The sequence below is a fragment of the Afifella sp. JA880 genome, assembly GCF_025379905.1.
Lineage (GTDB): Bacteria > Pseudomonadota > Alphaproteobacteria > Rhizobiales > Afifellaceae > Afifella > Afifella aestuarii.
In genome coordinates this window covers 1,291,605-1,313,975 of sequence record NZ_JAOANH010000001.1, presented here as the reverse complement: position 1 = coordinate 1,313,975, position 22,371 = coordinate 1,291,605, and the positions used below count along the sequence as shown (strand labels likewise).

Here is a 22,371-nt window from a genome sequence, read left to right as displayed (position 1 = left end):
GTCCGCCATGCGCCTGTGATTTGCCGAGCGGGGGCGCGATCGGCTAGGGACGGGGGAACCCTGGCGCGCCCGGGCGGGACAGGCATCGTTCGTGCGATGCCGCGATCGCAACGCCCGCCCGGCCGGCGCGAAAACATGAAGGCTCACATGCTTCAAGACACCCTTGCCCGCATCGATTCCGCCGTTTCCGGCGAGGCGCTGGAGCGGCTCTTTCAGCTGATCCGCATTCCGTCGATTTCCGCCGATCCGGCCTATGCCGCCGCCTGCCGCAACGCCGCCTCCTGGTGCGCGACGCAGCTGAACGAGATCGGTTTTGAGGCGTCGGTACGCGACACGATCGGCCATCCGATGGTGGTCGGCCATTACAAGGGCGCGGGCGCGGACAAGCCGCATATCCTCTTCTACGGCCATTACGACGTGCAGCCGGCGGACCCGCTGGAGCTGTGGGAGACGCCGCCGTTCGAGCCGCAGGTGGCGGGCGAGGGCGATGAGGCGAAAATTCTCGGCCGCGGCTCCTCCGACGACAAGGGCCAGTTCATGACCTTCATCGAGGCGGCGCGGGCCTTGATGGCGGAAGAGGGCGCGCTGCCCGTCAATGTGACGGTGCTTCTGGAGGGCGAGGAGGAATCGGCGAGCCCGTCGCTGCTGCCGTTCCTCAAAGAGAATGTCGAGGAGCTGAAGGCCGACGTCGCCTTCGTCTGCGACACCTCGCAATGGGACGCCGATACGCCGGCGATCGCGACGCGCCTGCGCGGGCTTCTCTATGAGGAGGTGTTCATCGAGGGGCCGGCCTATGACCTTCATTCCGGGCATTACGGCTCGGCGGCCAGGAACCCGATCCATGTCTTGACGAAGGTGCTCGCCGATCTCCGCGACGATGAGGGGCGCATCCAGATCCCGGGCTTTTATGACGGCGTCGCCGAGCTGACGGCGGAGGAAAAGGCCGCCTGGGAAAGCCTCGGCTTCGACCCGCAGGCGTTTCTCGCCGAGATCGGCCTCAAAGAGCCGGGGGGCGAAAAGGCCTATTCGGTTCTGGAGCAGATCTGGGCGCGGCCGACGGCGGAGGTGAACGGCATCATCGGCGGCTATACCGGCGACGGCAGCAAGACGGTGATCCCGGCGAAGGCCTCGGCCAAAGTCTCCTTCCGGCTTGTCGGCGAGCAGGAGCCGGACAAGATCCGCGAGGCGTTCCGCGCCTTCGTGGCGGCGCGCGTGCCGGGCGATTGCAAGGTGACGTTCAAGAGCCATGGCGGCGAGGGCGCCATCACCCAGCCATCCGACAGCGAATGGGTGTCGCGGTCGCTGACGGCGCTTTCAGAGGAATGGGGCACGGAGGCGAAACTCATCGGCATGGGCGGCTCGATCCCGATCGTGGCGCAGTTCAAGCGCGTGCTCGGCATGGACACGGTGCTCGTCGGCTTCGCGCTCGATGATGATCGCATCCACTCGCCGAACGAGAAATACAATCTGAAGAGTTTTCGCCACGGCATCCGCTCCTGGGCGCGGATTCTTTCCGCGCTCGGGGCGTAAGCGGGGCATATTATGCAGGCGATCTGCGTCTTTTGCGGCTCCAATGCCGGAGCGCGCGCCGATTATGCGCGCGTGGCCTGCGGTCTCGGCGCGGCGATTGCCGAGGCGGGGCTGCGCCTCGTCTATGGCGGCGCGCGCGTCGGGCTGATGGGGGCCGTCGCCAACGCCGCGCTGACGGCGGGCGGCGAGGTGATCGGCGTCATCCCGCATGCGCTCGTGCAAAAGGAGGTGGCGCATAAGGGGCTGACGAAACTCCACGAAGTCGGCTCCATGCATGAGCGCAAAGCGCTGATGGGCGACCTTTCCGACGGGTTCGTGGCGCTGCCGGGCGGGGCGGGCACGCTCGAAGAGCTCTTCGAAGTGTGGACCTGGGGCCAGCTCGGCTATCACACAAAGCCGGTCGGGCTGTTGAACGTGGCGGGGTTTTACGACGGCCTCGCCGCCTTCCTCGACCACCAGGCGGCGGAACATTTCATGCGCCCCGAACACCGGGCGATGCTGATGGTGGAGGCGGATCCCGGCACGCTTCTCCACCGCTTCAAGACCTATCAGCCGCCGCAGGTGGAGAAATGGATCGCCGGCCGCGAGAGGTGAGCGCGCCATGAGGGAGATGCGCTTCGACGATGAGGAACGCGCGCGCCTTGAACGGGCGCTTCAAGCCCGCGCGCCCGGCGCATTTCACTTCCCCGAGATCTATGGGGACGCCTGGGACGGGCTTTACATCGGCGACCGGGTGAAGCTCGGCCGCACGTTCTTGAACGCCGTGCGCGCCGGCGATTTTCCGGGCGTCGAGGATACGGGCCGCAAGACGGACGGCGGCCGGGTCTATCGCTGGGCCGGGCGATGACCCCGCCCGTGGACAGGGAAAACCGCGCCAAAGAGACCGCTGAGGGCGAAGGCCCGGAGAGGGAGGGTGCGGGCGCCCGCGCGGGGATCGACGATGCGGGCGCCGGTGATGCGGGGGTGGTGGAGCTGCGCGCCCACCATCTCCTGTGCATGCTGACCTTTGCGGGCAAAGGCTATTCGCCGGGCTTCGTCGCCCGCTTCGAGGAGGTGGCGGCGGCGATCAATGCGGGGGCTGCCGTCAAGATCGTCGACGGCCCCGACCCGCTCTGCGCCTGCGTGATCGCGGCGGAAAAAGAGCCGCATTGCTTCAAGGCGTCCGTCACCGAACGCGACCGCAAGGCCGCCCGCGATGTCGGCGAAAACCTCGGCCTGACGATTGAGGCCGGCACGGTGATCCCGCTCTCCCACACGCGGGTCGACGAGATGCGCACCTGGTTCCAACAAGGCACCACCCGCCCCGCCTGCGCCGGCTGCGAATGGGACACGCTGTGCGCGCGGCTCGCCGATGGCGGATTTGAGGGGTGCCGGGTGAGGGGGGTGTAGGGAAAGCGCTGTGCCGACGGGAAAACAACTGCTAAGGACCGGGAGCGGAACTTCCGTTTTGGAGTGCTGCGGTCGGAAAGCTGACGTTCAGGTTTCGACCATCTCCCATCATTTAGGCTGATCTGCCTGGATCACAGGAGCAGACCTAACGCTCAGCGTGTTGTGCGATCCCTCAGCTAATTTACGAACCTGGTGCCTTCCCTGTGCATCAGTCTTCACTTCGAAGTTCAGCGTCATGCCCTCTGAAAGATTCGACTGTACGTCTCGATCGAATATCGAATAATGGAAGAACGCGTCCGCTCCCAACTCTGGCACGTACACGAACCCGTACCCGCGTTCGTTGAACAGCCGGGTAATTCTACCTGTAAAAATTTTTGACGGCGGCGTCACGACATCGTGGATAGCCGAGATATAGTAACCTTTAGCGTTCTTTGATAGGTCGCAGAGGAGATCGTCTCCGTCATGCACGTCAAAACCCGCACTATCTGCGACCCGAATGTGCAGGAACGCATCTTCCTGCAGTCCCTCCACGGAGGCGAAGCCAAAACCTTTAGAGTGGTCGAACTTCTCTACGGTAGCGATGACGCCTTCTGCTACGTTGGCGTCCCCCAATATAGGAACGTCGATAAATCTACTGCACCACCGCGCCCGTACATCTTCGACGAGCGTTCGCTGGAGTGCAAACTCAGCCCGATCCGGTACTGCGCCAAAACGGAGATCTTCATCTATGAGATATGTGGCGAATAGCCTGCGGACGTTCTCCATTTTCTCTTGGAGCGAAAGGTTTTCGTGATATGCACCCCTGATTTGAGCCGCAACATCCGCGTTAGTAATCCGGGTAGTCAACGCCATCTGTTCGAAGTAGGTAGAATTCGCCATTGCCAAGTCCACGTGAGCAAGGCCACTATGCGTAATCGCAATCCTTTGATCCTGCGAGTATCCTTTCATCGACAGATCGAAGGGTTCTATCAATTTCGACTCAAGTAAATAAATAAGAGATTTTTCAACAGCTACTTCAGAAAAAGACATAAGATCGAAGTATGAATATATAGATTTGACATTAATATGACGATCTGTCTCCTCAGAAGCCTTTATATGCGCGTCGCGAAGTAAAATTAGGATGCGCAAATGTATCAGTGGTGATTGGCGGATATTAATGTCAACTTCGAACATCGGAAATATTTCATGATCGTCATCGCGCCGGAAGTGGGAGTAGTCCCCCTTAAGGAGCGCATTCATAAACTTTTCCGCCGAGGGTGTGACGATTTCCCCCGAGAAGTAGGATTTGACGATATCATCGATGCCAAGAACCGACGATGTTATGACTCGCTTCGAAAGCTTCAACGTCTTTCGCATGTTGTAATTAGAAAGTTCCCCAACCCTTTTGGATGAGTAACCTTGATCCACAAAAATGTTTTCGACGACGCTAGCAAAGGCGGATAGATCGGTGATCTTGAGTTTGATACCCTGTCCGACCAGGTATTGAGATTCCGTCTTTTCTTTTGATTGTGTGTTAATTTTATCTTTCAAATAGTCGACACGTTTTCTGAAAACCTCCCGCGGCGAAGGAGTTGGAAGAAAAAAAGATTTTGAGGAGTAGATATTGAAAATATCTGTTTTAGAAAACGACCATGCCGATTTATCGGTAACTGGAAAAATCAAAAGGCAAAATTTAGCTGAGCGACTAAGAGACTGAAAGTATTGAAAAACTTTCTCTTTATAAGATATATCAAACTCATCCGTGTTATCGACCACGAAAATCGGCAATTTATTTCGGTTCGATACAACATCTCTGAGGAGTTTGAGGAGATATCCTTCTCGATCATTTTCAACTAAGTCTTCAACGATACCCGCAAACTTGCGTTTAAATGCCGGTTTGTCGGCCGCATATAGGTCTGCATCCACTCCTTTGAGGCGCTTCAGGTATTCCAAGTGATATAGCCCAAGAAGGTTATCCCATTCTGGTATGCCATCAGTGAAGATGTTGTCCTCGATTAGAGATATGACTCTATTTGTCATCGAGGGAATAGCAGTGGTTGGGTCACCGGTCGCATCTAGTGCGTTGATGCTTATAACCACACACCGGCTTCGTATCAGGGGTGGCAGGGTCTTTTTAAAAAATCGGTCGAGGAACGTGCTCTTGCCGGCACCTGAAGGTCCAACAATAAAGACAGTCTGCCCCGTACCTGCTTCAATCGTCGTCTCGATTACCGAATGCAAGCCTTCATCAACGGGCTTCTCGGCAGGCTCAAGATTGCCGAGGACGTTGGCCGTTATGCGCTCTAGCGAGAAGTCAGCGACTCGGCTTTCTCTGGTCTCAACGAAGCAGTTGATAAGGAGGTCAGGGTCATCATCGCCGGCGAGGTTTGAGAAGAATTTTGCAAAGACTCCTTCTAGGTCAAATGCCAGCGCAGATTTCGGTTGAACGTGGATTTCGCTCAAAGGAATCGCAGGCACAAGCGACGCCGTTTGTACCAATCTGTTTTCATGAATATTATCAAATATAATCTTATATGTGTTCTTTCGGCACTCTGTTTTTGAAATTAATTCATAGAACACATTAAAATCATTTAAAACAGATTCGAAAGTCGGAAAAACAATGGCTTGTTTTTCCTGATATCGACCGCCGGGTATATGCGGGAGAAACACGACCCAAGTGACGCCGTCAGTGAGTACGCCAAGTTGGATCCCAAGAGGGGAAGCATATGCGGCAGCCTGCGCTATGCCTCGAGCTGCCTCTTTTAGTGCTGGACCCGAGATTTTGTACTTTTGCATTGTCAGGGCGTGCGTCGTGATGCCGATTACTCCGACCTTTTTCGCCTCAACTACGAAAGCGTCGTGGTCGCCATCGGACACAATGTAATCCGAAAACCCATTCTCATTGTGATGTTCGGCGGAAATGTCTTCGAAACCCCATCCCAATGCGTCGGTTAGCACCCGGGTGATAATCTTCAGCTTCGCGTCTTCTTCGGATTTGATGTTTGCGAGGTCCTTGGAAGCGCCCTCAAAGATCGCTTTGGCTATTTCATACGATTCGTCGATCTCGGCCAATGGTCTCACTCCGACGTTTGGCAGGCAAATTTCCACTCAAGATCAATATTCGCCTGGGTATCAATTCAGCAAATAGCCACATATGTGGAACGCGTAACCCGTTGCTACAACGATACAGATAAATGACGAAACGCCCACACAGGGAATGGTCGCGTAGCATCGATGGCGCTTGTTGCTGGTGGAATCGGAGGAGCCGGCCGTTCAAAACATCATCCTTGGCGATTCGGCTGAGTCCCGATAGTTGGTCGTCCAACGGACGGATTTGCAACTCAGAGATCGAGCCAAAGATCCTCCACACTCAAAACAGATCGTAGGTCCGGTTAAGCGGTCAGGTCAAGAATCTCGGCGGCGGCGTCTACCTCGCAGGTGCGTTTCGAGTGTGCTTTTGGGAGACCGAACCCGTTGCGGTGTCTTGAATATCCAGGGGGGATGTGAAGAGGACCGAGGGCAGGGCGACTACCCGAAATGGACTACGCGATGATCGCTTCAGGGCAAGGTTGGAAACTCACCACCTATTGAAAGGGGGATCTATATGGCTAGCGTAATATTCGGCTCCCGGAGAAGTCGAAAGTTCCGCCCGATCGACCGGCCTGGGCGCATAGCGGCCGATCGTCATTACTTTTCGTCCTTAGTGACCTTGTAAAAGAAAAAGGGCGCGAGCAGCCCGCCCGCGCCCTACGCTTCTCTCAACCCCACGCCCCTACACCACCTCCGCCAACCCGATCGGAAAGCTCCGCACACGCTTCCCCGTGGCGTGGAAGATGGCGTTGGCGAGGGCGGCGCCGGTGCCGGTGATGCCGATTTCGCCGACGCCTTTGATGCCGAGCGGGTTCACATGCGGGTCTTCCTCCGGTACCAGGATCGCTTCGAGCCCCTGAATGTCGGCATTCACCGGCACGCGGTATTCGGCGAAGTTGGCGTTGACGATGCGGCCGCTGCGGCGGTCGTGGACGGCTTTTTCGTGGAGCGCGAAGGAGAGGCCCCAGATCATGCCGCCCAGATACTGGCTTTCCACCATGCGCGGATTGATGACGCGCCCGGCGGCGAAGGCGCCGACGAGGCGGTTGACGCGGATCTGGCCGAGTTCCGGATCGACGGCGACCTCGGCGAAGACGGCGCCATGGGCGTGCATGGCATAGGCCTCCTGCGCGGCCGCATCGCTTGCCGCCTGGCCTTCGGCCGCGATCTCCTCAAGGCCGGCGCGCGTTAAAATGTCGGCAAAGCTCTCGGTTGCCGTCTCGTCGTCGCGGCGGGTGAGGCGGCCTTCGCGGGCGACGACCCCGACATTGCCGGCGCCGAAGAGGGGGGAGCGCTCGTCGGCGACGGCGAGGGAGGCGAGCTTGTCGATGACGGCCGCACCGGCGCGGTGGATGGCGTTGCCGGCGGTGGCCGTATGGCTCGAGCCGCCGGCGAGGCCGGCATCGGGGAGGTCCGACGTGCCGGAGCGGAAATCGACCGCCTCGACCGGGAGGCCGAGAGAATCGGCGGCGATCTGGGCAAAGGCCGTCCAGGCGCCCTGGCCCATATCGTGGGCGCCCGCCTCCATCACGCCGGTGCCGTCGCGGCGGAGAACGGCGCGGGCATTGCCCTGAAACATGATGGCGGGAAAGATCGCCGTCGCCATGCCCCAGCCGAGAAGGCGGCCCGACGGATCGCGCATCTGGCGCGGCTGGAGCGGGCGGCCCGCCCAGCCGAAGCGCTCGGCCCCTTCGCGGTAGCATTCCTTGAGCGCCTTGGAGGAGAAGGGTTTGCCGGAGATCGGCTCGACCTCGGCATAATTTTTGAGGCGGAAGGCGAGCGGGTCCATGCCGGCCGCGTAGGCCGCCTCGTCGATGGCGCTTTCAAGGGCGATCGAGCCCGAGGCCTCGCCCGGCGCGCGCATGAAGGAGGGCGTGCCGATATCGATGCGCACGCCCTCATGCGCGGTGTGGAGCGCCGGCACGTTGTAGAGCGACTGGCCGACGCCGGAGGAGGGCTCCAGAAAGTCGTCGAAGCGGCTGGTGGCGGCGCGGGTGAGGTGATCGAGCGCGGTGAGGGCGCCCTCTGCATCGATGCCGAGACGGACCGTCTGGCGCGTCTGGCCGCGATGGCCGACGGGGCCGAACATCTCTTCGCGGGCGAGGACGAGTTTCACCGGGCGCCCGGTGAGTAGGGCCGCGAGAATGCCGAGCGCTTCCGGGCTCGAGACTGAGCCTTTCGAGCCGAAGCCGCCGCCCAAGAACGGGCTGCGGATATGGATGTTCTCAGGGTTCAGGCCGAAAAGGCCGGCGATGCGCATCCGCGACATGGCAAGGCCCTGGGTGGGCATGTCGAGGAAGAGTGTGTCGCCGTCGAAGCGGGCGACGACGGCATGCGGCTCCATGGCGTTGTGGTATTGCGGCGGCGTCTCGTAGACCGCCTCGATCACCTGGGCGGCCGCGGCAAAACCCGCATCGACATCGCCCTTCGTGGCCTCCGCCGGCTGGCCCGGGCCGACGGCCTCGGGCGTGTATGGCTCGGCATCGAGGGTGACTTCGGGCGTGTCCGCCTCGTAGCGCGGGGCGAGGAGGGCCGCACCTTCTTTCGCCGCTTCCAAAGTCTCGGCGATGACGACGGCGATCGGCTCGCCCGCATAGCGCACCGTCGGGTCCGACAGGAGATGCATGCGGAACATGAGCGGGTTGGACTTTTCGTACGGGTCCATCGCAAGCGGCGGGCGGTTTTCCGGCGTCATCACCTCGACGACGCCCTGATGCGCCCTGGCGGCGGCGACATCGAGGGAGGTGACGCGGCCGCGGGCGATTTTCGCCGGCACGATGACGGCGTGGAGGAGGCCGTCCGGATGGTTGTCGGCGGCATAGACGGCGGCGCCGGTGACTTTGAGGCGGCCATCGGCGCGGGTGAGCGGCTGGCCGATATTGGAGCCGTGGCGCTGGCGCGGGCCGGGCGTGAGCTGTGCGATCTCAGACATGGGAGGCACCTTCTGGCTGGGCATCTTGCGGGATGAAGCCGTCGGGGAGGGCGGCAAAGGGCGAGGCGGGGAGCGCCGGCATCTCCTCCGGCGTGCCGGCGGCGGCCATCGCCAGCGCCCGCACGACGAGGCGGCGGCCGAGCGCGATCTTGTAGGAATTGTCGCCGGAGGGTTTTGCGGCCGCGAAGGCGATCTCGGCGGCCTCTTCGAAGGCGGCGCGGTTTGCCGGACGGCCGGCGAGGCGCGCTTCCGCCTCTTCCGCGCGCCAGGGTTTGGCCGCGACACCGCCCAGCGCAAGGCGGGCCTCGGTGATCGTGCCATCCGCGAGTGTGAGCGCGGCCGCGGCCGAGACGACGGCGAAGGCATAGGAGGTGCGCTCGCGGACTTTGAGATAGCGCTGGTTGGCGGCGAAGGCGGCGGCTTCGGCCGGAAGGCGCAGGGCGACGATCATCTCGCCCGGGGAGAGCAGGTTTTCCCGCTCGGGCGTGTCGCCGGGCAGGCGATAGAAATCGGTGATCGGCACCTCGCGGCGGCCACCCTGTCCCTCGATCTCGACGATGGCGCCGAGCGCCGTCAGTGCGACGCAGAAATCGGAGGGGTGGGTGGCGATGCAATGCTCGCTGAAGCCCAGGACCGCATGGCCCTCATTGGCGCCGCCGAGCGCGTCGCAGCCGGAGCCAGGCGCGCGTTTGTTGCAGGCGCTGGCGGTGTCGTAAAAGTACGGGCAGCGGGTGCGCTGCAGGAGATTGCCGCCGACGGTCGCGGCGTTTCGGAGCTGCGCCGAGGCGCCGGAGAGGAGCGCTTCGGCGACGGCCGGAAAGCGGGCGGAAAACGCCGCGTCGTAGGCGAGCGCGGAATTCTTGACGAGCGCGCCGATGCGCATGGCGCCGTCGGAGAGCGTTTCGATGGCACCGAGGCCCGGCAGATGCGTGACGTCGACGAGGCGCTCGGGGCGCGCGACGCCGCCCTTCATCAGATCGAGAAGGTTGGTGCCGGCGGCGAGATAGACGGAACCCGGCTTCGACGCGGCGGCGACGGCCTCGGCGATCGAGGCGGGACGGAGATAATCGAAGCGGTTCATGCGGCGTCCCTTTCGCGGCTTGCGAGCTTCGCTTCGGCCTCGAGCACCGCCTCGGTGATGCCGCGATAGGCGCCGCAGCGGCAGAGATTGCCGCTCATCAATTCGCGCACGCGTTCCGCATCGCCGTGCGCATGGCCTTCGGCGATGAGGCCGACGGCGCTCATGATCTGGCCGGGGGTGCAATAGCCGCATTGAAAGCCGTCATGGGCGAAGAAGGCCTCCTGCACGGGATGCAGGCGGCCTTCTTCGGCGAGGCCTTCGATGGTGGTGATCGCCGCACCGTCATGGCTGAGCGCGAGCGCGAGGCACGAATTCACCCGCGCGCCATCGACGAGAATGGTGCAGGCGCCGCACTGGCCGCGGTCGCAGCCCTTCTTGGTGCCGGTGAGATGCAGGCGCTCGCGCAAGAGATCGAGGAGCGTGACGCGCGGATCGTCGAGTGCGACGGATCGTGGCTCGCCATTGATGGTGAGGCTGATAGAGAGGGTCATGCGGCCACCTTTGGACAAGAGGTCGGGCCGGAAACGCCGCCGCGGCGATGACGCATTCGGCGGTTTTCCGTCGCGCAGCCCGGAAGGTGCACTGCGCACTGCCGGGCCTGGCTCGCATGAGTTATATGGAGGGTGCCTCCGCTTTCAAGGGAGGTGAAGTGAAAAGACTGGCGTAAAAGACTAGATGGAACGGAAACTGGAACAGCCAAGGCGCAGGCCGCGTGCCGATTATCTGCGCAACCGCGAGCGGCTTCTCACCGCCGCGGCCGAGGTGTTTCGCACCCATGGCGGGCAGGCGACTTTGGAAGGCGTGGCGAAGGCGGCGGGGGTGGGCATCGGCACGCTCTACCGGCATTTTCCGACGCGCGAGGCGCTGTTTGAGGCCGTCTATCGCCGCGAGATCAACGAGATGGTGGCGCTCGCCGAACGGCTCGAAGGCGAGGCGGACCCGGTGGCCGCACTGCGCCAATGGGTGCACGCCAATATCCGGCTGATCGCGACGAAGCAGGGCATGCTGACGGCGCTGGCGCTCGCCGTCGACAAATCCTCGGAGATCTACACCTATTCCTACACGAGCCTCACCGGCGCGATCGCACGCCTGCTGGAGCGCGCCAAAAAGGCCGGGCGCATGCGCGAAGACGTGACGCCCGAGGATCTGCTTCTGACCCTCATCGGCATGTGCCTGGTGCGCACCGGGCCGGAGTTTGAAGATGATGTGACCCGGCTCGCGGATCTGTTTTTGGATGGGCTGACGCGGGGGTAGGGGGAGCGAGACTGAATGCCGTGTGGTGGCCGCAAGTGTATGGCGAACGGGGTAAACCCAGCACGTGCACGTCATTCGATCGTTGCGTCGCGAATGGCATGGCGAACTTCGGGAAGCGGGTCGCATGCTGCAAGTTTTAGCCACGCACGGACCGATCCTCTTGTCACTCCCTTCTCCCCTAGTGCATGTGCGAGGCGAACGCATTCGGCCCGAACGAGGGGTAAGGAGATCCCTCGATCGGACTCGATATCAGCGTCACCGTTGGGTGGACCATACTCGGTCGCTGCCAGCATTTCTTCGAGCACTTCGGTGATTTGAGAGAGTTCAGGGCCGCCGCAACGACCCGCTTCGATCAGGCGACGTGCGAGATAAATGAGGTGGGCCAGTCCGCCAACCCGCCCTCGCTCCAATGCTCGTAGCGCACGATCGCGCAAGATGTCTGGCAAAGACGGCGCTTTCCCCGCTTCGGCCAGATGGAGCCAGCGGTCAACAGCGTCGACGGCGGCAGGAGTCGCGCTGCGGTCGCCAATTGCGAGTGACCGGCGGAAGGCGTCAACGATTCGCTCGTCGATGGTTGCATCCAGGCCATGAAAAACGGGTAGCGCAGCGAGGGCTTGGGGCAGACCGGTCTTATCCAGGAAGGCCAGTGCCTCCTCTGCACGCTCAACCGTGCGGTCTTTAGGCGCCAGCGCCGGCGCCGCAACGACACCGAGCACCGACGCTATCGTTCGCTCGTTTTGTTCTTGGATCGGACGGGTAAGGGCATCGCCGATGGATTCGGACGCGGGTTTTTTCTGGCCCCAGCCTACCACGTCGCGGAACAGTCTTACCGCGTCCGCTTCGCTAGGCTGTAGGTACGGCGTTCGGTCCCAGGCAGCCGCAACCAATTCTGGCCTCCCCACTCGTGCGCCTTGCGCGAAAAGGTGCGCATAAACGCGAGCGCGCGCATCGATGCCCGATGGCGCGGGCGCAACCAGGAAAGCGTGCGAACGTAGATTGAAGCCTTCGGGTAGCGCGTTGCCCTGGCGCGGGACTCCCTTCCAAAGAATGTCGGCGAATGCGTCGACCTGTTCGCTCGTTAACTGCTCCTCCTTGTGCAGATGGAGGAGACGGACTGCGGCCTCAGGCTGCGATAGCCCACCTGCAGCCAGATGTTGAAGGAATACGGCTACGCGAGCGTCAAAGATACCTTCACTTCCGCATCGGCGCACAAAGGGGTAGGTATCCGGAGCAAGGTCGTACCAGTCCATCGACGGCCTGTTCGCATCCCGTTCCCCGGCCAAGGGGAAACGCAGAAACTCGGACGACAACCCTCTACGCTTATCCGGAGGAACCGCACTGACGGCGCGTTTCAGTAGATTCCCGATCGGCTTATCCAGCCACCAGTGGTTCAACCGATCGTCGCTTCCCAGCTCCACAGCAAGACGTGCGTGCGCTTGTGCGGTCTTGGGATCGTCGCGTGCCGCTAGGCGGGACAACGTCTCGATGTACAGGCGCAGTGAGCTAATGTCGTTTTCATTGAAATCGCTTCTCTCACGTACGCGGACGCGCCAGAAGTCGACGGCGCGCTCGACACGCTCCCGAAGCACAGTGACCGTGTCTACATCGAGCCGCGCGACGGGAATGCGACCGAAGTGGATGTCGATCGGCCCCCTCGGGTAACGTGGCTTTGTCGAGAGAAATGCAGCGTGCCAAGCGGCGGTCGGCTCGAAGGCGAGGCGGAGCGCATCCGCGAGGTTGGAGCCGAGCATGTCCACATGCGACATCCGGATTGGCAGTCCAGCTCGCTCGGCAATGTGACGCAACTGACCGAGAGGTGTAACCTCGGCGGCATTGCCGAGAGTAACAGTGTTGCGGTTATCGTGGTAAGTTCCAGCTTCGAAACCGGGCTCGATTTGTCGTGCCTCTAAACGCTTACGGAGTCCGTCGTCGACCTCCGCGTCGAGCTTTCGCAACTCCTCCCATGGATCATATTCGCGCAGCGTTAGGCGATCGCGGCCGCCCAATTCAGCAAGAAGAGCGCCGCGGTCCTCCCACTGTAAGGCATGAGCCAGCAACTGCACCCAAGCTAGGCGTGAGCGGAGCGCGACACTGTCCGGGTTGCGAAGGGTGCAGCGTTGAAGTTCGCGTGCAGTCGCACCGATCGTTTGCAGCGCCTCATCCGCCTCTCCGACCCAATAGAGCAGAGCTGCCCGCCGGAGTCCCCAGGCGGAGTCGTCGCCGGCGACGTTGCCCGCATTTTCTGCCACGAACGCGAAGTCGAGTCGATCCCGTGCAAACAGGCAGCGCTCGTGCGTGACGAGAGCGGTTATATCTCCTGGAGTAGGGAGTGCTTCGAAGAGCCGCGCGCGGGCCTCAAGCATTCCCTCTTCATCAGCCGCACGAGCTGCACCCAGGAGGACACGGGCGAGGGAGCTGATCAATTCCGGCTCGGATTCTGCCAGAGCTTCGGGCGTCGCTATCGCGTCCATACGCTCGGCCAGCCATGGTGAAAGCGGCTGTGCACTGCAGTCATGCCGCCACGCCAACTCCAACAGAGAATCCCGGCGTTCATTCTCTGGTAGAGAGTCGATGGCCAGCGAGAGGTTGTCGACGCTGTCGGTGCCGTGGCGGATAGAACGACGTAGGTCATGTGGGAGAACGAGCCAACGCGGGCACGTCTGCCGGTCCTTGCGCCAGATCGCCAAGGCTGCACGGACAGATTCAACAGCCTTCACGGGGTCGTCAAAGTCGCGGGTCCAAGCTTCATGATCTTCGCCGTGCAAGCTTGGATAATCGCGATACGATGCTGGCTTCCAGTCGCCCGGCTCCTCGAGCCCGGCCGCCTTGAGATGCGCGAGAAACAAGGAAATAGCAGCGGCGTGACGCCGGTCGGTCCGCTCCCCCTCCACCGCTGGGGCAAGATCGATCGGGGCGACGCCCCGCGCCTCTAGTAAGCGCCGCTTGACTGGCGGCAGGTCGAGTGCGCCGACGAGGTAGATACGCCGCGCGCGGCCGCCAAGCCGGTCGCGCACCCACCCCGCCCATTGGAGAAAGTTCGGGTCGTCACCCGAGAAGCCGAGTAGGCACAGTTCATTCTCAATGAACAGCTGCCGGGCGGTGTTAACGAACGCTGCCCGGCGCTGCGGGTATTTGCGGTAGTCCTCTTCTGAAATTACGATGTTCTCCCCATCCCTCAAGGAGCCATGCAATTTGATAATCCGTTTGCCTCCTGCGTGTGCGAGGTCGCTCTCCGAAAGTACAAGGTCGTAGCCTCGCCGTGACTCCTTCGCCGCGCGCTCAAGCAGCGTGTCATAGTTCGTCGTCAGCACGTCGGCCCACGGCAAGTCGAGTAGATCAAAGTGGATGTTTCCCGGCTCAAAGGCATCGTCGCGAATGCGGCGCCGTAGAAAATCTGTCAGCGCCGCATCGCCAAGGCCAGCTCGGAACTCCTCGGCGAGCCTAAGCGGGTCCCTCGGTGCTTTCGCACTTTGGTCGCCATAGAGTTCTTGGGCCATGTCGTCCGCGAGATCGGACCACAGGGGTGGAGGTGGTGTATCCTCCGAAAGAAGCCTCGCCCCACCGCGGCTGACGCCTGCCCCTACAAGAACGGCCGCGCCCCGCAACGTTCCGCGAGACCACAGCGCGCGGGACAGTTGCTCCAGCATCGGGCGGTCGGGCAGATCGGCGAGGGGGTCTGAAGGAGATAGAGAAGCGTTGGGAGTCGACACGGCAGCGTTAGGGGCGAGTGAGAACGACGGATATAGAGCCTAGCATTACTTTCCGTCGGCTCACCAATTCTTTGGATGAAAGATTATCAATCAACGGCTTTCGTGTGCGCGACCGCGATAGGATAGAGGTGCAAATTGCAGGCTCTGAGGTCTGAAATCGCAGCATCGCGCATGCCGTAGGGGGCGTTGGAGAGACAGACGAATTGCAAGATAGTCGCGGTCGTCGGCTCTCAAATTCAGGTGACCGTGGCCAGAGTCCCCTGCAAACCTCGCGCCCAAACACGGCTTTGGGAGATCAGATCATGGCGTCGGAACGGGTGATCCGGAGCGGGCAGTGCCATTGTGGGGCGGTGCGTTTTGAGGCGGAGCTTGTCGATGATCTTGCGACGGCGCGGCGGTGCACCTGCTCTTATTGCCGGATGCGGGGTGCGGTCGCCGTCTCGGCGTTGACGGGCGGCGTCCGGATTCTTCAGGGCTAGGGGTTTTTGACGCGTTATCGCTTCAACACCGGGACGGCGGAGCATTTTTTCTGTTCGCGCTGCGGGATCTACACGCACCATCAGCGCCGCTCCAACCCGCTTCAGTATGGCGTCAACGTCGCGTGTCTTCAGGGGCTGAGCCCGTTCGATTTCGCCGAGGCGCCGGTCACGGACGGCGTCGAGCATCCCTCCGACACCGGTCGGCCCGCGCGCCTCGCTGGTGTTTTGCGCTTCATTCCCGCGGAAGACGACGCGACGGCGTGAGCGGGCGGCGGGTGAGATGAGAACGGATGCTGCGGCCTGACGGGGCCTCGGCGACCCCCACCCGACGCGCCGGGCGGCGCGTCGACCTCCCCACAAGGGGGAGGTGGGAGCGCGCGGCGTGGCCTTGCTGGAGAAGTGGGCGCCGGGGAGGGTGGAGTGGTGCGGGGGGCGAAGGTCGCGCGACTGGGTTCGAGGGCGTGCCTGGGTTTGAGAGCGGGCCCAGATTTCAGAGCGGGCACGGGTTTGAGAGTGGCACGGCCGTCCCCCTCCCCCTTGTGGGGAGGGGTTAGGGGTGGGGGTCCGCTAAGAGAACCGGCGCTGGGTGGTTGGAACGAACTCGGTGACCCCCACCCGACGCGCCTGGCGGCGCGTCGACCTCCCCACAAGGGGGAGGTGGGAGCGCGCGGCGCGGCCTTGCTGGAGAAATGAGCGCGGAGGAGGCTGGAGCGATGTGGCGTCACAGATTTCAGAGCGGGCACGGCCGTCCCCCTCCCCCTTGTGGGGAGGGGTTAGGGGTGGGGGTCAGCTGGAAGAAACAACGTCTGAGATCTGACGGGGCCTCGGCGACCCCCACCCGCCGCGCCGGGCGGCGCGTCGACCTCCCCACAAGGGGGAGGTGGGCGTGTGCGGCGCGGCCTGGCTGGGCCGGGCGGTGGCGCGGGGCGCGTTTTGGGGCTCGGTCAGATCCGCAAACCGCTCATTCGCTGCGAAAGCGGATGTGGGGGCGGCCGGTGTCGTCGGCGGGGCTTACCTCCGCCTTGATGCGGAAGACGTCGCGCAACAGGGGTTCGGTCAGCACGTTCGACGGCAGGTCGCAGGCGACGAGCGCGCCGCCCGCAATGACGGCGATGCGGTCGCAAAACATGGACGCGAGATTGAGATCGTGCAGCGCCACGACGCTGGTGAGGTCGAGGTCGCGCACCATGCGCAGGATCTCGATCTGGTGGTGAATGTCGAGATGGTTGGTCGGCTCGTCGAGGAACATGATCGTCGGCGATTGCGCCAGCGCGCGGGCGATATGGACGCGCTGGCGCTCGCCGCCCGACAGCGTCTGCCAGGGCTGGGCGCGACGCTCGACCATGTCGACGCGCGCGATGGCGGCGGCGACGGCGGCTTCGTCGGCGGGCGACCAGCCGGAAAGGGCCGAGCGATGCGGCGTGCGCCCGAGCTTCACCACGTCGCGCACGCTGAGATTGGTGTCCGATGCGGCGCTCTGCTGAACGAAGGCGAGCTGGCGCGCGAGAGCGCGGCGCGACAGGTTTCCGATCTCGCGCCCCTCGATCTCGACTTGTCCCGAACGCGGCCGCTTCAGCCCGGCGAGAAGCCGCAGGAGCGAGGATTTGCCCGAGCCGTTCGGGCCGATGAGCCCGAGCGTCTCGTTCTTTTCGACGCGCAGGGAGACATCGCGCACGATGGTTTTTCGTCCGACGCCCCAGGTGAGATTGTCGGCACGGATCGTCATGCGCGTCATGTTGAGGGCCGCGCGCGATAGAGGATGATGGCGAAGAACGGCACGCCGACGAGCGCCGTCACGACGCCGATCGGCACCGTCTGCTGTGTGGCGACAACGCGCGAGGCGATATCGGCGAGCACCATGAAGACGGCGCCAAGCGCGGCCGAGGCCGGCAGAAGGCGCAGGTGCAGCGGGCCGACGATGTAGCGCGCCGCATGGGGAACGACGAGGCCGACGAAGCCGATCGCGCCGACCATGCTGACGATCGTCGCCGTGATCAGCGCCGTTACCGCGAAGAGGACGAGGCGGATGCGCGCCACCGGCACGCCGAGCGCCGCCGCATCCTCGTCGCCGAAGGTGAAGGCATCGAGCGAGCGGGCCATCCACAAACAGACGGCGAGGCCGAGCGCGATGACGAGGGTGAGAAGCTGAAAATCCGGCCAGCGCACGCCGCCGAAACTGCCGAGAAGCCAGAACATCACGTCGCGCGCCTGCTGGGCGTTGCCCGACGTCGTCACGATGTAGGAGGTGAGGGCGTTGAAGAGCTGCGCCGCCGCGACGCCCGCGAGGATCGTGTGGTTGGGACCGCTGGTGGCGCCGTTGGAGAGAAGCGCGACGAGGGCGAAGGCCGCAAACGCGCCGGCAAAAGCGCCCATCGACAGGGAGAGGCTGCCGGCCCCGATGCCGAGGACGATGACGCAGACGGCGCCGGTCGAGGCGCCCGCGGAGACGCCGAGCACGAAAGGTTCGGCGAGCGGGTTGCGCAGGAGCGCCTGCAGGATGGCGCCGCAAAGCGCGAGACCCGCCCCGGAAAAAGCCGCCACCAGCGCCCGGCTGAGACGCAGATCCCAGACGACGGATTCCTGGATGGGCGGAATGTCGGCGCCGGTGAGCCCGAGACCGTTGGTGATCGCCAGAACCACCGTCCCGAGCCCGATCCTGAAGTCGCCGATCGTCGTCGCCAGGGCGACGACGAAGGCGAGCGCCACGAGCATGAGCGCGAGGAAGAGGGCGAGCCAGCCGGCCCCGTCTTCCGCGGGTTCTGGCGGAGCCTTGTCCTCAGTCTCTTGCAATGTCTCTGGCGCTGCCCCGGGCGCTGTCTCTGCCGTCGTCACTGGAGGTCGAGCGTCCGCAATTGCTTGGCGACCTCTTCGGCGCCGTAGAGGGTCTGGATGCTCGGATTCATGGCCGCGCCTCGCATGACGACGATCCGGCCCTTCTTGACCGCCTGCATCTGGCTGACGGTCGGGTCGGAGGTCAGATAGGCGATCTTCGCGTCCGCCGCGTCGAGCGCCCAGCGCTTGCGATCGACCTGCGAGGCCACGATGACGGTCGGATCGGCGGCCATGATGCCTTCCCATCCGAGCGTCGGCCAGTCGGCTTCGGTCTTGATCGCATTCGAGCCGCCGAGGAGATCGGCGATATAACCCGACGGGCCGTTGCCGCCGCCGAGATAGGCATCGTCCGCGGGCGACGGGCTGGAGAACCAGAAGACGAAGGTCGGGTTTGCGGGACCGGAGAATTCGGCACGCAGAGCCGCCTCGCGCGCCTTCAGATCGGCGATGAGGGCCTCGCCGCGATCGGCGACGTCGAAGATCCGCGCCAGGTCGTCGATCTCCTGATAGAGGAGGTCCATGGTCCACAGCGCGTCGCGGCTGCCATAGGCGTCGTTGGCGTCAAGTGTCGTCGAACAGGCGCTCGGCGCGAGATAGGTCGGGATGCCGAGGCGTTCGAAATCGTCGCGCTTGGCGACCTTGCTGTCCGGCCCGAGGAGCGTCGTCAGCATCGCGGCGACGAAATCCGGCTGCTTCGACAGGACCGATTCAAGCGTCGGAAATTCGACCGTCAGGACATCGACCTCGTCCTTCGCGGCCCGCAGCTCCGGCAGCACCTCGTTCGGCCAGAAGGCGGTGGCGGCCATCCGGTCCTTCAGCCCGAGGAGGAGCATGATTTCGGCGGTGTTCTGCCCGAGCGCGACGGCGCGCTCCGGCGCCTTGTCGAAGGTGATTTCCCGGCCGCAATTTTCGATCGTGAGGGGATAGCTCGTCGCTTCCGCCTGCGCCGACGCGCTGAAGGTGGCCATGAGAACGGCGAGCGAGAGCAGAATCCTGTTCGGCATGTTCGGGTCCATTGTGCACCGGGAAACGTGGCGCCTGCCTATTCGGACATGTTGGAGAAAACAAGACTCTCGCGCTCATGATTTTGTGTGTTGCGCGGGTGTACGTGCGCGAACGCGGGCTCGGCACCATTTCACCTTATCCTAGCAGTAGCTTGCCAGCTACAATCCCCACCCCGATCGCTACTACGGTAGTCAAAACCCTGGACGGGATATGGCCGCCATCTGCAATGTCTGACGAAGCCAGCCGGGCTGTCTCCGCCGCCGGTGGCAGGGCCTCTGCGCGAGGCTTTCCGAGGGTGGGGGTGAAGGGTCAGGTGAGAGGGGCATTGGGCGCGGCGGATGCCGTGGCGGCTTCTTTTGCTATGAGGCTGCCGCAATGGGCCGAATGTTGACATCCGGTCTGGAGCAGGCACACAACGGAGCTGCCGTTTCAGTCCAACCTCCAATGCCCGTTGTCTACCCATTGCAGTCGTTCGCGTTCGTCGCCGGGCATCTCTGCTTTTGCAGCCTTTGGGACACTATCTCTCTGGCGGGACTGCGCATATGACAAGCATCAGACCCGCGCGGGACAGTGATGTCGCTCTTCTGCCCGAGATCGAACGCAGTTCCGGTGAGATATTCCGGCAATGGCCCGGGCTGGAATGGATCGCCGATGACGATGTCCAGTCACAGGAGCAGCATCGTGCCCTGATCGCAGGTGGCGTTGCTTTCGTGGCGGAACTTCAGGGTCATGGCGTCGTGGCTTTCCTCAATGGGGAGATGGCAGCAGACGCCCTGCATGTCTGGCAGATTGCGGTCCATCGCGAACAACAGGGGCGCGGTATCGGACGGGAATTGATGGAGGTCGCGCAACAGTCAGCCACCCATCATCGGGTCAATGGGCTGACCTTGACCACATTCAGGCAAGTCCCCTGGAACGAGCCTTACTATCAGAGACTTGGATTCATCACGCTGAATCGCGAAGAAGTCACACCCTGGCTAAAGGCCGTTTTGGACGCCGAGGAGCGCGCAGGGCTACCTGCGTCGCAGCGTTGCGCTATGAGGAAGTCACTCTGACGGCAGCGGACCGGCAATAGCTGCCGTTGATCCTCTCTACGCGAATGACCGCTTCGCAACCTTCTACGACATTGCCCAGACAGCGGGGAGCGCCCGCTTCGGAGGAGCTGCCTGAACCGTATCAACGACCATAATGGGCGCGTAGCCGTTCGTGGCGACCTCTCTGTCTCAAGGATTGCGGCACGTCCTTGTATAGCAAAAAGAAATTTCTGCAAAGCAATAAAAATATGTTGCTGAGCAGGGAAGCCTGCACTAGAGACGACGCGTCTCTCGTTGCTGGAGGTTTCCATGCAAGCTGATCTCGATGCCTCTCTCGGGCTGGAGCCGGGGCGGCCGCGCGAGGCGGCCTGGCGCATGCGCCTGCTTTGCCGGGCTCTCGCCGCGACCTGCCTGATCGTTGCGGTCACGCTGCCCGCGACGATCCTCTTCATGTGGATGTTTCAGGACGGCGAAACGCTTTATCGCGCCGCCCTTTCGGACCCTTCGGCGCAGATCTCCGCCCATGTGCCGCACGATCTCGCGCTCTGGCAGCGGCTTGCCGGTGCGGCGCTGACGCTTATCCCCGCGGCCTTCACGACCGTGGGTCTTCTCAAGGCGCGGCGGTGTTTCCGCCTCTTTGCCGCCGGCACCTATTTCGACCCGGAGGTGGTGCGTGGGTTGCGCGGATTTGCCGGCATGACGGCGGTTTCCGTGGCGCTCGGTCTTTTGATGCGCGCGCCGGCGAGCGCCGTCATTTCGCTGTCGAACCCGCCGAGCGAGCGCTTCGTGACGCTCGGGCTCGCAAGCGGCGATCTGAGAGATCTCTTCTTTGCCGGCATGGTGTGGGCGATTGCGGCGGTGATGGCGAAGGCGGTCGTTCTCGCCCGCGAAAATGCCGCGTTCGTGTGAGCGGGGCGGGAGGAATGTCGATCGTCGTCACGTTGGATGTCATGCTCGCGATGCGCAAGATGAAGTCGAAGGATCTCGCCGAGGCGGTCGGCATCACCGAGGCGAACCTGTCGCTCCTGAAGCAGGGGCGGGTGAAGGGCGTGCGCTTCGAAACGCTGGCCGCCATCTGCCGCGCGCTCGACTGCCAGCCGGGCGATCTCTTGCGATATGACGACGGTGACGAGGGGGGCGGACTGTGATGCTTTGATCGCCGCACCCGGAGCGTTCGTTACCTGGATGAGACGAGGCCGATCACCTGAAACAACGCCTGCAAGTCCGCCTCCACCGCTGCAACGCGCTCGATCGCGGCGCGGTCTAGCCGCTCCGCCAGCCGGGGAGCGTGCAACCATCGAGATGTCGCATCAACCGCCCCATGGAACGGCCTTGCGCGCCCTCACACCCTGAGCAACGCCTTCAGGTCCGGCAGGACGGCGGCGGCGGGGAGGTCGTGGTATTCGTCGGCCTGGCCGGAGCGGTTGATCCACACGGTGCGGAAGCCATAGGCGGTGGCGCCGGCGATGTCCCAGCGGTTCGACGATTGAAACGAGATCGCTTCCGGATAGACGCGGAAATAGGTGGTGGCGAGTTCGTAGGCGCGTTCATCCGTCTTGTAGAGGCGGATGTCGTCGACGGAGAGGACGGCATCGAAGAGGCCGTTGAGGCCGGCGGCCGCGATCGCCGCATCGAGCATGTCGCGCGTGCCGTTGGAGAGAATGGCGAGCTGGCAGCCGGCCGCGCGCAGCCGGCTCAACGTCTCCGGCACCTCCGGATAGCAGTCGAGGCTGCGATAGGCGGCAAGAAGCGTCGGCTTCATCGAGGAATCGAGCGCGGGATAGGACTGGAAGGCGTGGTCGAGCGCGGTTTCCGTCAGCGTCCAGAAATCGACATAGCGCCCCATAAGTGAGCGCACCCAGGAATATTCGAGCTGTTTGGCGCGCCAGTGATGGGAGAGTTTTTCCCAATCCGGCCCGACGGCTTCCGCATGCCGGCGCACGGCCGCATGCACGTCGAAGAGCGTGCCATAGGCATCGAAGACGAAGATCGATGGCTGCATGCGGCTTCCCCCTTCTCTCACGCGCCGTCGGCTTTCGGGCGCCAAATCGCCGGC

Annotated in this window: 17 protein-coding genes and 1 pseudogene; 9 read left to right on the top strand and 9 right to left on the bottom strand. The window is 63.0% G+C overall.

The window, feature by feature from the left end; genetic code table 11:
* Positions 1-147 precede the first annotated feature (147 nt).
* From NYQ83_RS06220 to NYQ83_RS06205, 4 genes are read left to right on the top strand one after another with little or no spacing between them, the layout of a single operon-like run.
* Positions 148-1,530, top strand: a complete 1,383-nt coding sequence (locus NYQ83_RS06220; RefSeq protein ID WP_261213344.1) for a dipeptidase — start codon at positions 148-150, stop codon at positions 1,528-1,530.
* 12 nt (positions 1,531-1,542) lie between these two features.
* Positions 1,543-2,124 (top strand): TIGR00730 family Rossman fold protein, encoded by a 582-nt coding sequence (locus NYQ83_RS06215; RefSeq protein WP_261213342.1) that lies wholly within the window; start codon positions 1,543-1,545, stop codon positions 2,122-2,124.
* 7 nt (positions 2,125-2,131) lie between these two features.
* Positions 2,132-2,377: a single-stranded DNA-binding protein gene (locus tag NYQ83_RS06210; RefSeq protein WP_261213341.1), complete on the top strand. Its 246-nt coding sequence runs from the start codon at positions 2,132-2,134 to the stop codon at positions 2,375-2,377.
* On the top strand, positions 2,374-2,919 hold the full coding sequence (locus NYQ83_RS06205) for a DUF1284 domain-containing protein (protein ID WP_261213339.1): 546 nt from the start codon (positions 2,374-2,376) through the stop codon (positions 2,917-2,919). Before NYQ83_RS06210 ends, NYQ83_RS06205 begins: the two co-directional genes overlap by 4 nt.
* A 108-nt stretch (positions 2,920-3,027) precedes the next feature.
* Here the strand turns inward: NYQ83_RS06205 and NYQ83_RS06200 are convergent, their stop codons facing one another.
* The 4 genes from NYQ83_RS06200 to NYQ83_RS06185 all read right to left on the bottom strand — a co-directional run bounded on the left by NYQ83_RS06200 (position 3,028) and on the right by NYQ83_RS06185 (position 10,492).
* On the bottom strand, positions 3,028-5,970 hold the full coding sequence (locus tag NYQ83_RS06200; RefSeq protein ID WP_261213337.1) for a cold shock domain-containing protein: 2,943 nt from the start codon (positions 5,968-5,970) through the stop codon (positions 3,028-3,030).
* Positions 5,971-6,670: 700 nt separating this feature from the next.
* Positions 6,671-8,920: a xanthine dehydrogenase family protein molybdopterin-binding subunit gene (locus NYQ83_RS06195; protein ID WP_261213335.1), complete on the bottom strand. Its 2,250-nt coding sequence runs from the start codon at positions 8,918-8,920 to the stop codon at positions 6,671-6,673.
* A complete protein-coding gene (locus NYQ83_RS06190; RefSeq protein ID WP_261213333.1) occupies positions 8,913-10,001 on the bottom strand; it encodes an FAD binding domain-containing protein in 1,089 nt (362 codons plus the stop codon). Before NYQ83_RS06190 ends, NYQ83_RS06195 begins: the two co-directional genes overlap by 8 nt.
* A complete protein-coding gene (locus NYQ83_RS06185; RefSeq protein ID WP_261213332.1) occupies positions 9,998-10,492 on the bottom strand; it encodes a (2Fe-2S)-binding protein in 495 nt (164 codons plus the stop codon). Before NYQ83_RS06185 ends, NYQ83_RS06190 begins: the two co-directional genes overlap by 4 nt.
* Before the next feature lie 184 nt (positions 10,493-10,676).
* On the opposite strand from NYQ83_RS06185, the gene NYQ83_RS06180 reads away from it, so the two are divergent.
* Positions 10,677-11,255, top strand: coding sequence for a TetR/AcrR family transcriptional regulator (locus tag NYQ83_RS06180; protein ID WP_261213330.1), 579 nt, complete (start codon positions 10,677-10,679; stop codon positions 11,253-11,255).
* A 71-nt stretch (positions 11,256-11,326) separates the two neighbouring features.
* Here the strand turns inward: NYQ83_RS06180 and NYQ83_RS06175 are convergent, their stop codons facing one another.
* Positions 11,327-14,752 carry an SIR2 family NAD-dependent protein deacylase gene (locus NYQ83_RS06175; protein WP_261213329.1) on the bottom strand — a complete coding sequence of 1,142 codons (3,426 nt, stop codon included), beginning with the start codon at positions 14,750-14,752 and terminating at the stop codon, positions 11,327-11,329.
* A gap of 515 nt (positions 14,753-15,267) precedes the next feature.
* On the opposite strand from NYQ83_RS06175, the pseudogene NYQ83_RS06170 reads away from it, so the two are divergent.
* Positions 15,268-15,708: pseudogene (locus NYQ83_RS06170) on the top strand (GFA family protein).
* Between the two features lie 697 nt (positions 15,709-16,405).
* Here the strand turns inward: NYQ83_RS06170 and NYQ83_RS06165 are convergent.
* The 3 genes from NYQ83_RS06165 to NYQ83_RS06155 all read right to left on the bottom strand — a co-directional run bounded on the left by NYQ83_RS06165 (position 16,406) and on the right by NYQ83_RS06155 (position 19,244).
* Complete coding sequence (locus NYQ83_RS06165; protein ID WP_261213970.1) at positions 16,406-17,170, bottom strand: ABC transporter ATP-binding protein; 765 nt, start codon at positions 17,168-17,170, stop codon at positions 16,406-16,408.
* A gap of 5 nt (positions 17,171-17,175) precedes the next feature.
* Positions 17,176-18,156, bottom strand: coding sequence for a FecCD family ABC transporter permease (locus tag NYQ83_RS06160; protein ID WP_261213969.1), 981 nt, complete (start codon positions 18,154-18,156; stop codon positions 17,176-17,178).
* Between the two features lie 116 nt (positions 18,157-18,272).
* Positions 18,273-19,244: an ABC transporter substrate-binding protein gene (locus tag NYQ83_RS06155; RefSeq protein WP_261213967.1), complete on the bottom strand. Its 972-nt coding sequence runs from the start codon at positions 19,242-19,244 to the stop codon at positions 18,273-18,275.
* Positions 19,245-19,823: 579 nt separating this feature from the next.
* Between NYQ83_RS06155 and NYQ83_RS06150 the strand changes: the two genes are divergently transcribed.
* The 3 genes from NYQ83_RS06150 (at position 19,824) to NYQ83_RS06140 (ending at position 21,463) form a co-directional block, all read left to right on the top strand.
* The gene (locus NYQ83_RS06150; RefSeq protein WP_261213328.1) at positions 19,824-20,336 is read left to right on the top strand and encodes a GNAT family N-acetyltransferase; all 513 of its coding nucleotides are present in this window, start codon (positions 19,824-19,826) and stop codon (positions 20,334-20,336) included.
* A gap of 288 nt (positions 20,337-20,624) precedes the next feature.
* A complete protein-coding gene (locus NYQ83_RS06145; protein WP_261213327.1) occupies positions 20,625-21,224 on the top strand; it encodes a DUF2975 domain-containing protein in 600 nt (199 codons plus the stop codon).
* Positions 21,225-21,238: 14 nt separating this feature from the next.
* Positions 21,239-21,463: a helix-turn-helix domain-containing protein gene (locus tag NYQ83_RS06140; RefSeq protein WP_261213325.1), complete on the top strand. Its 225-nt coding sequence runs from the start codon at positions 21,239-21,241 to the stop codon at positions 21,461-21,463.
* Between the two features lie 194 nt (positions 21,464-21,657).
* Here the strand turns inward: NYQ83_RS06140 and NYQ83_RS06135 are convergent, their stop codons facing one another.
* Positions 21,658-22,317: a haloacid dehalogenase type II gene (locus NYQ83_RS06135; RefSeq protein ID WP_234630500.1), complete on the bottom strand. Its 660-nt coding sequence runs from the start codon at positions 22,315-22,317 to the stop codon at positions 21,658-21,660.
* Positions 22,318-22,371 lie beyond the last annotated feature (54 nt).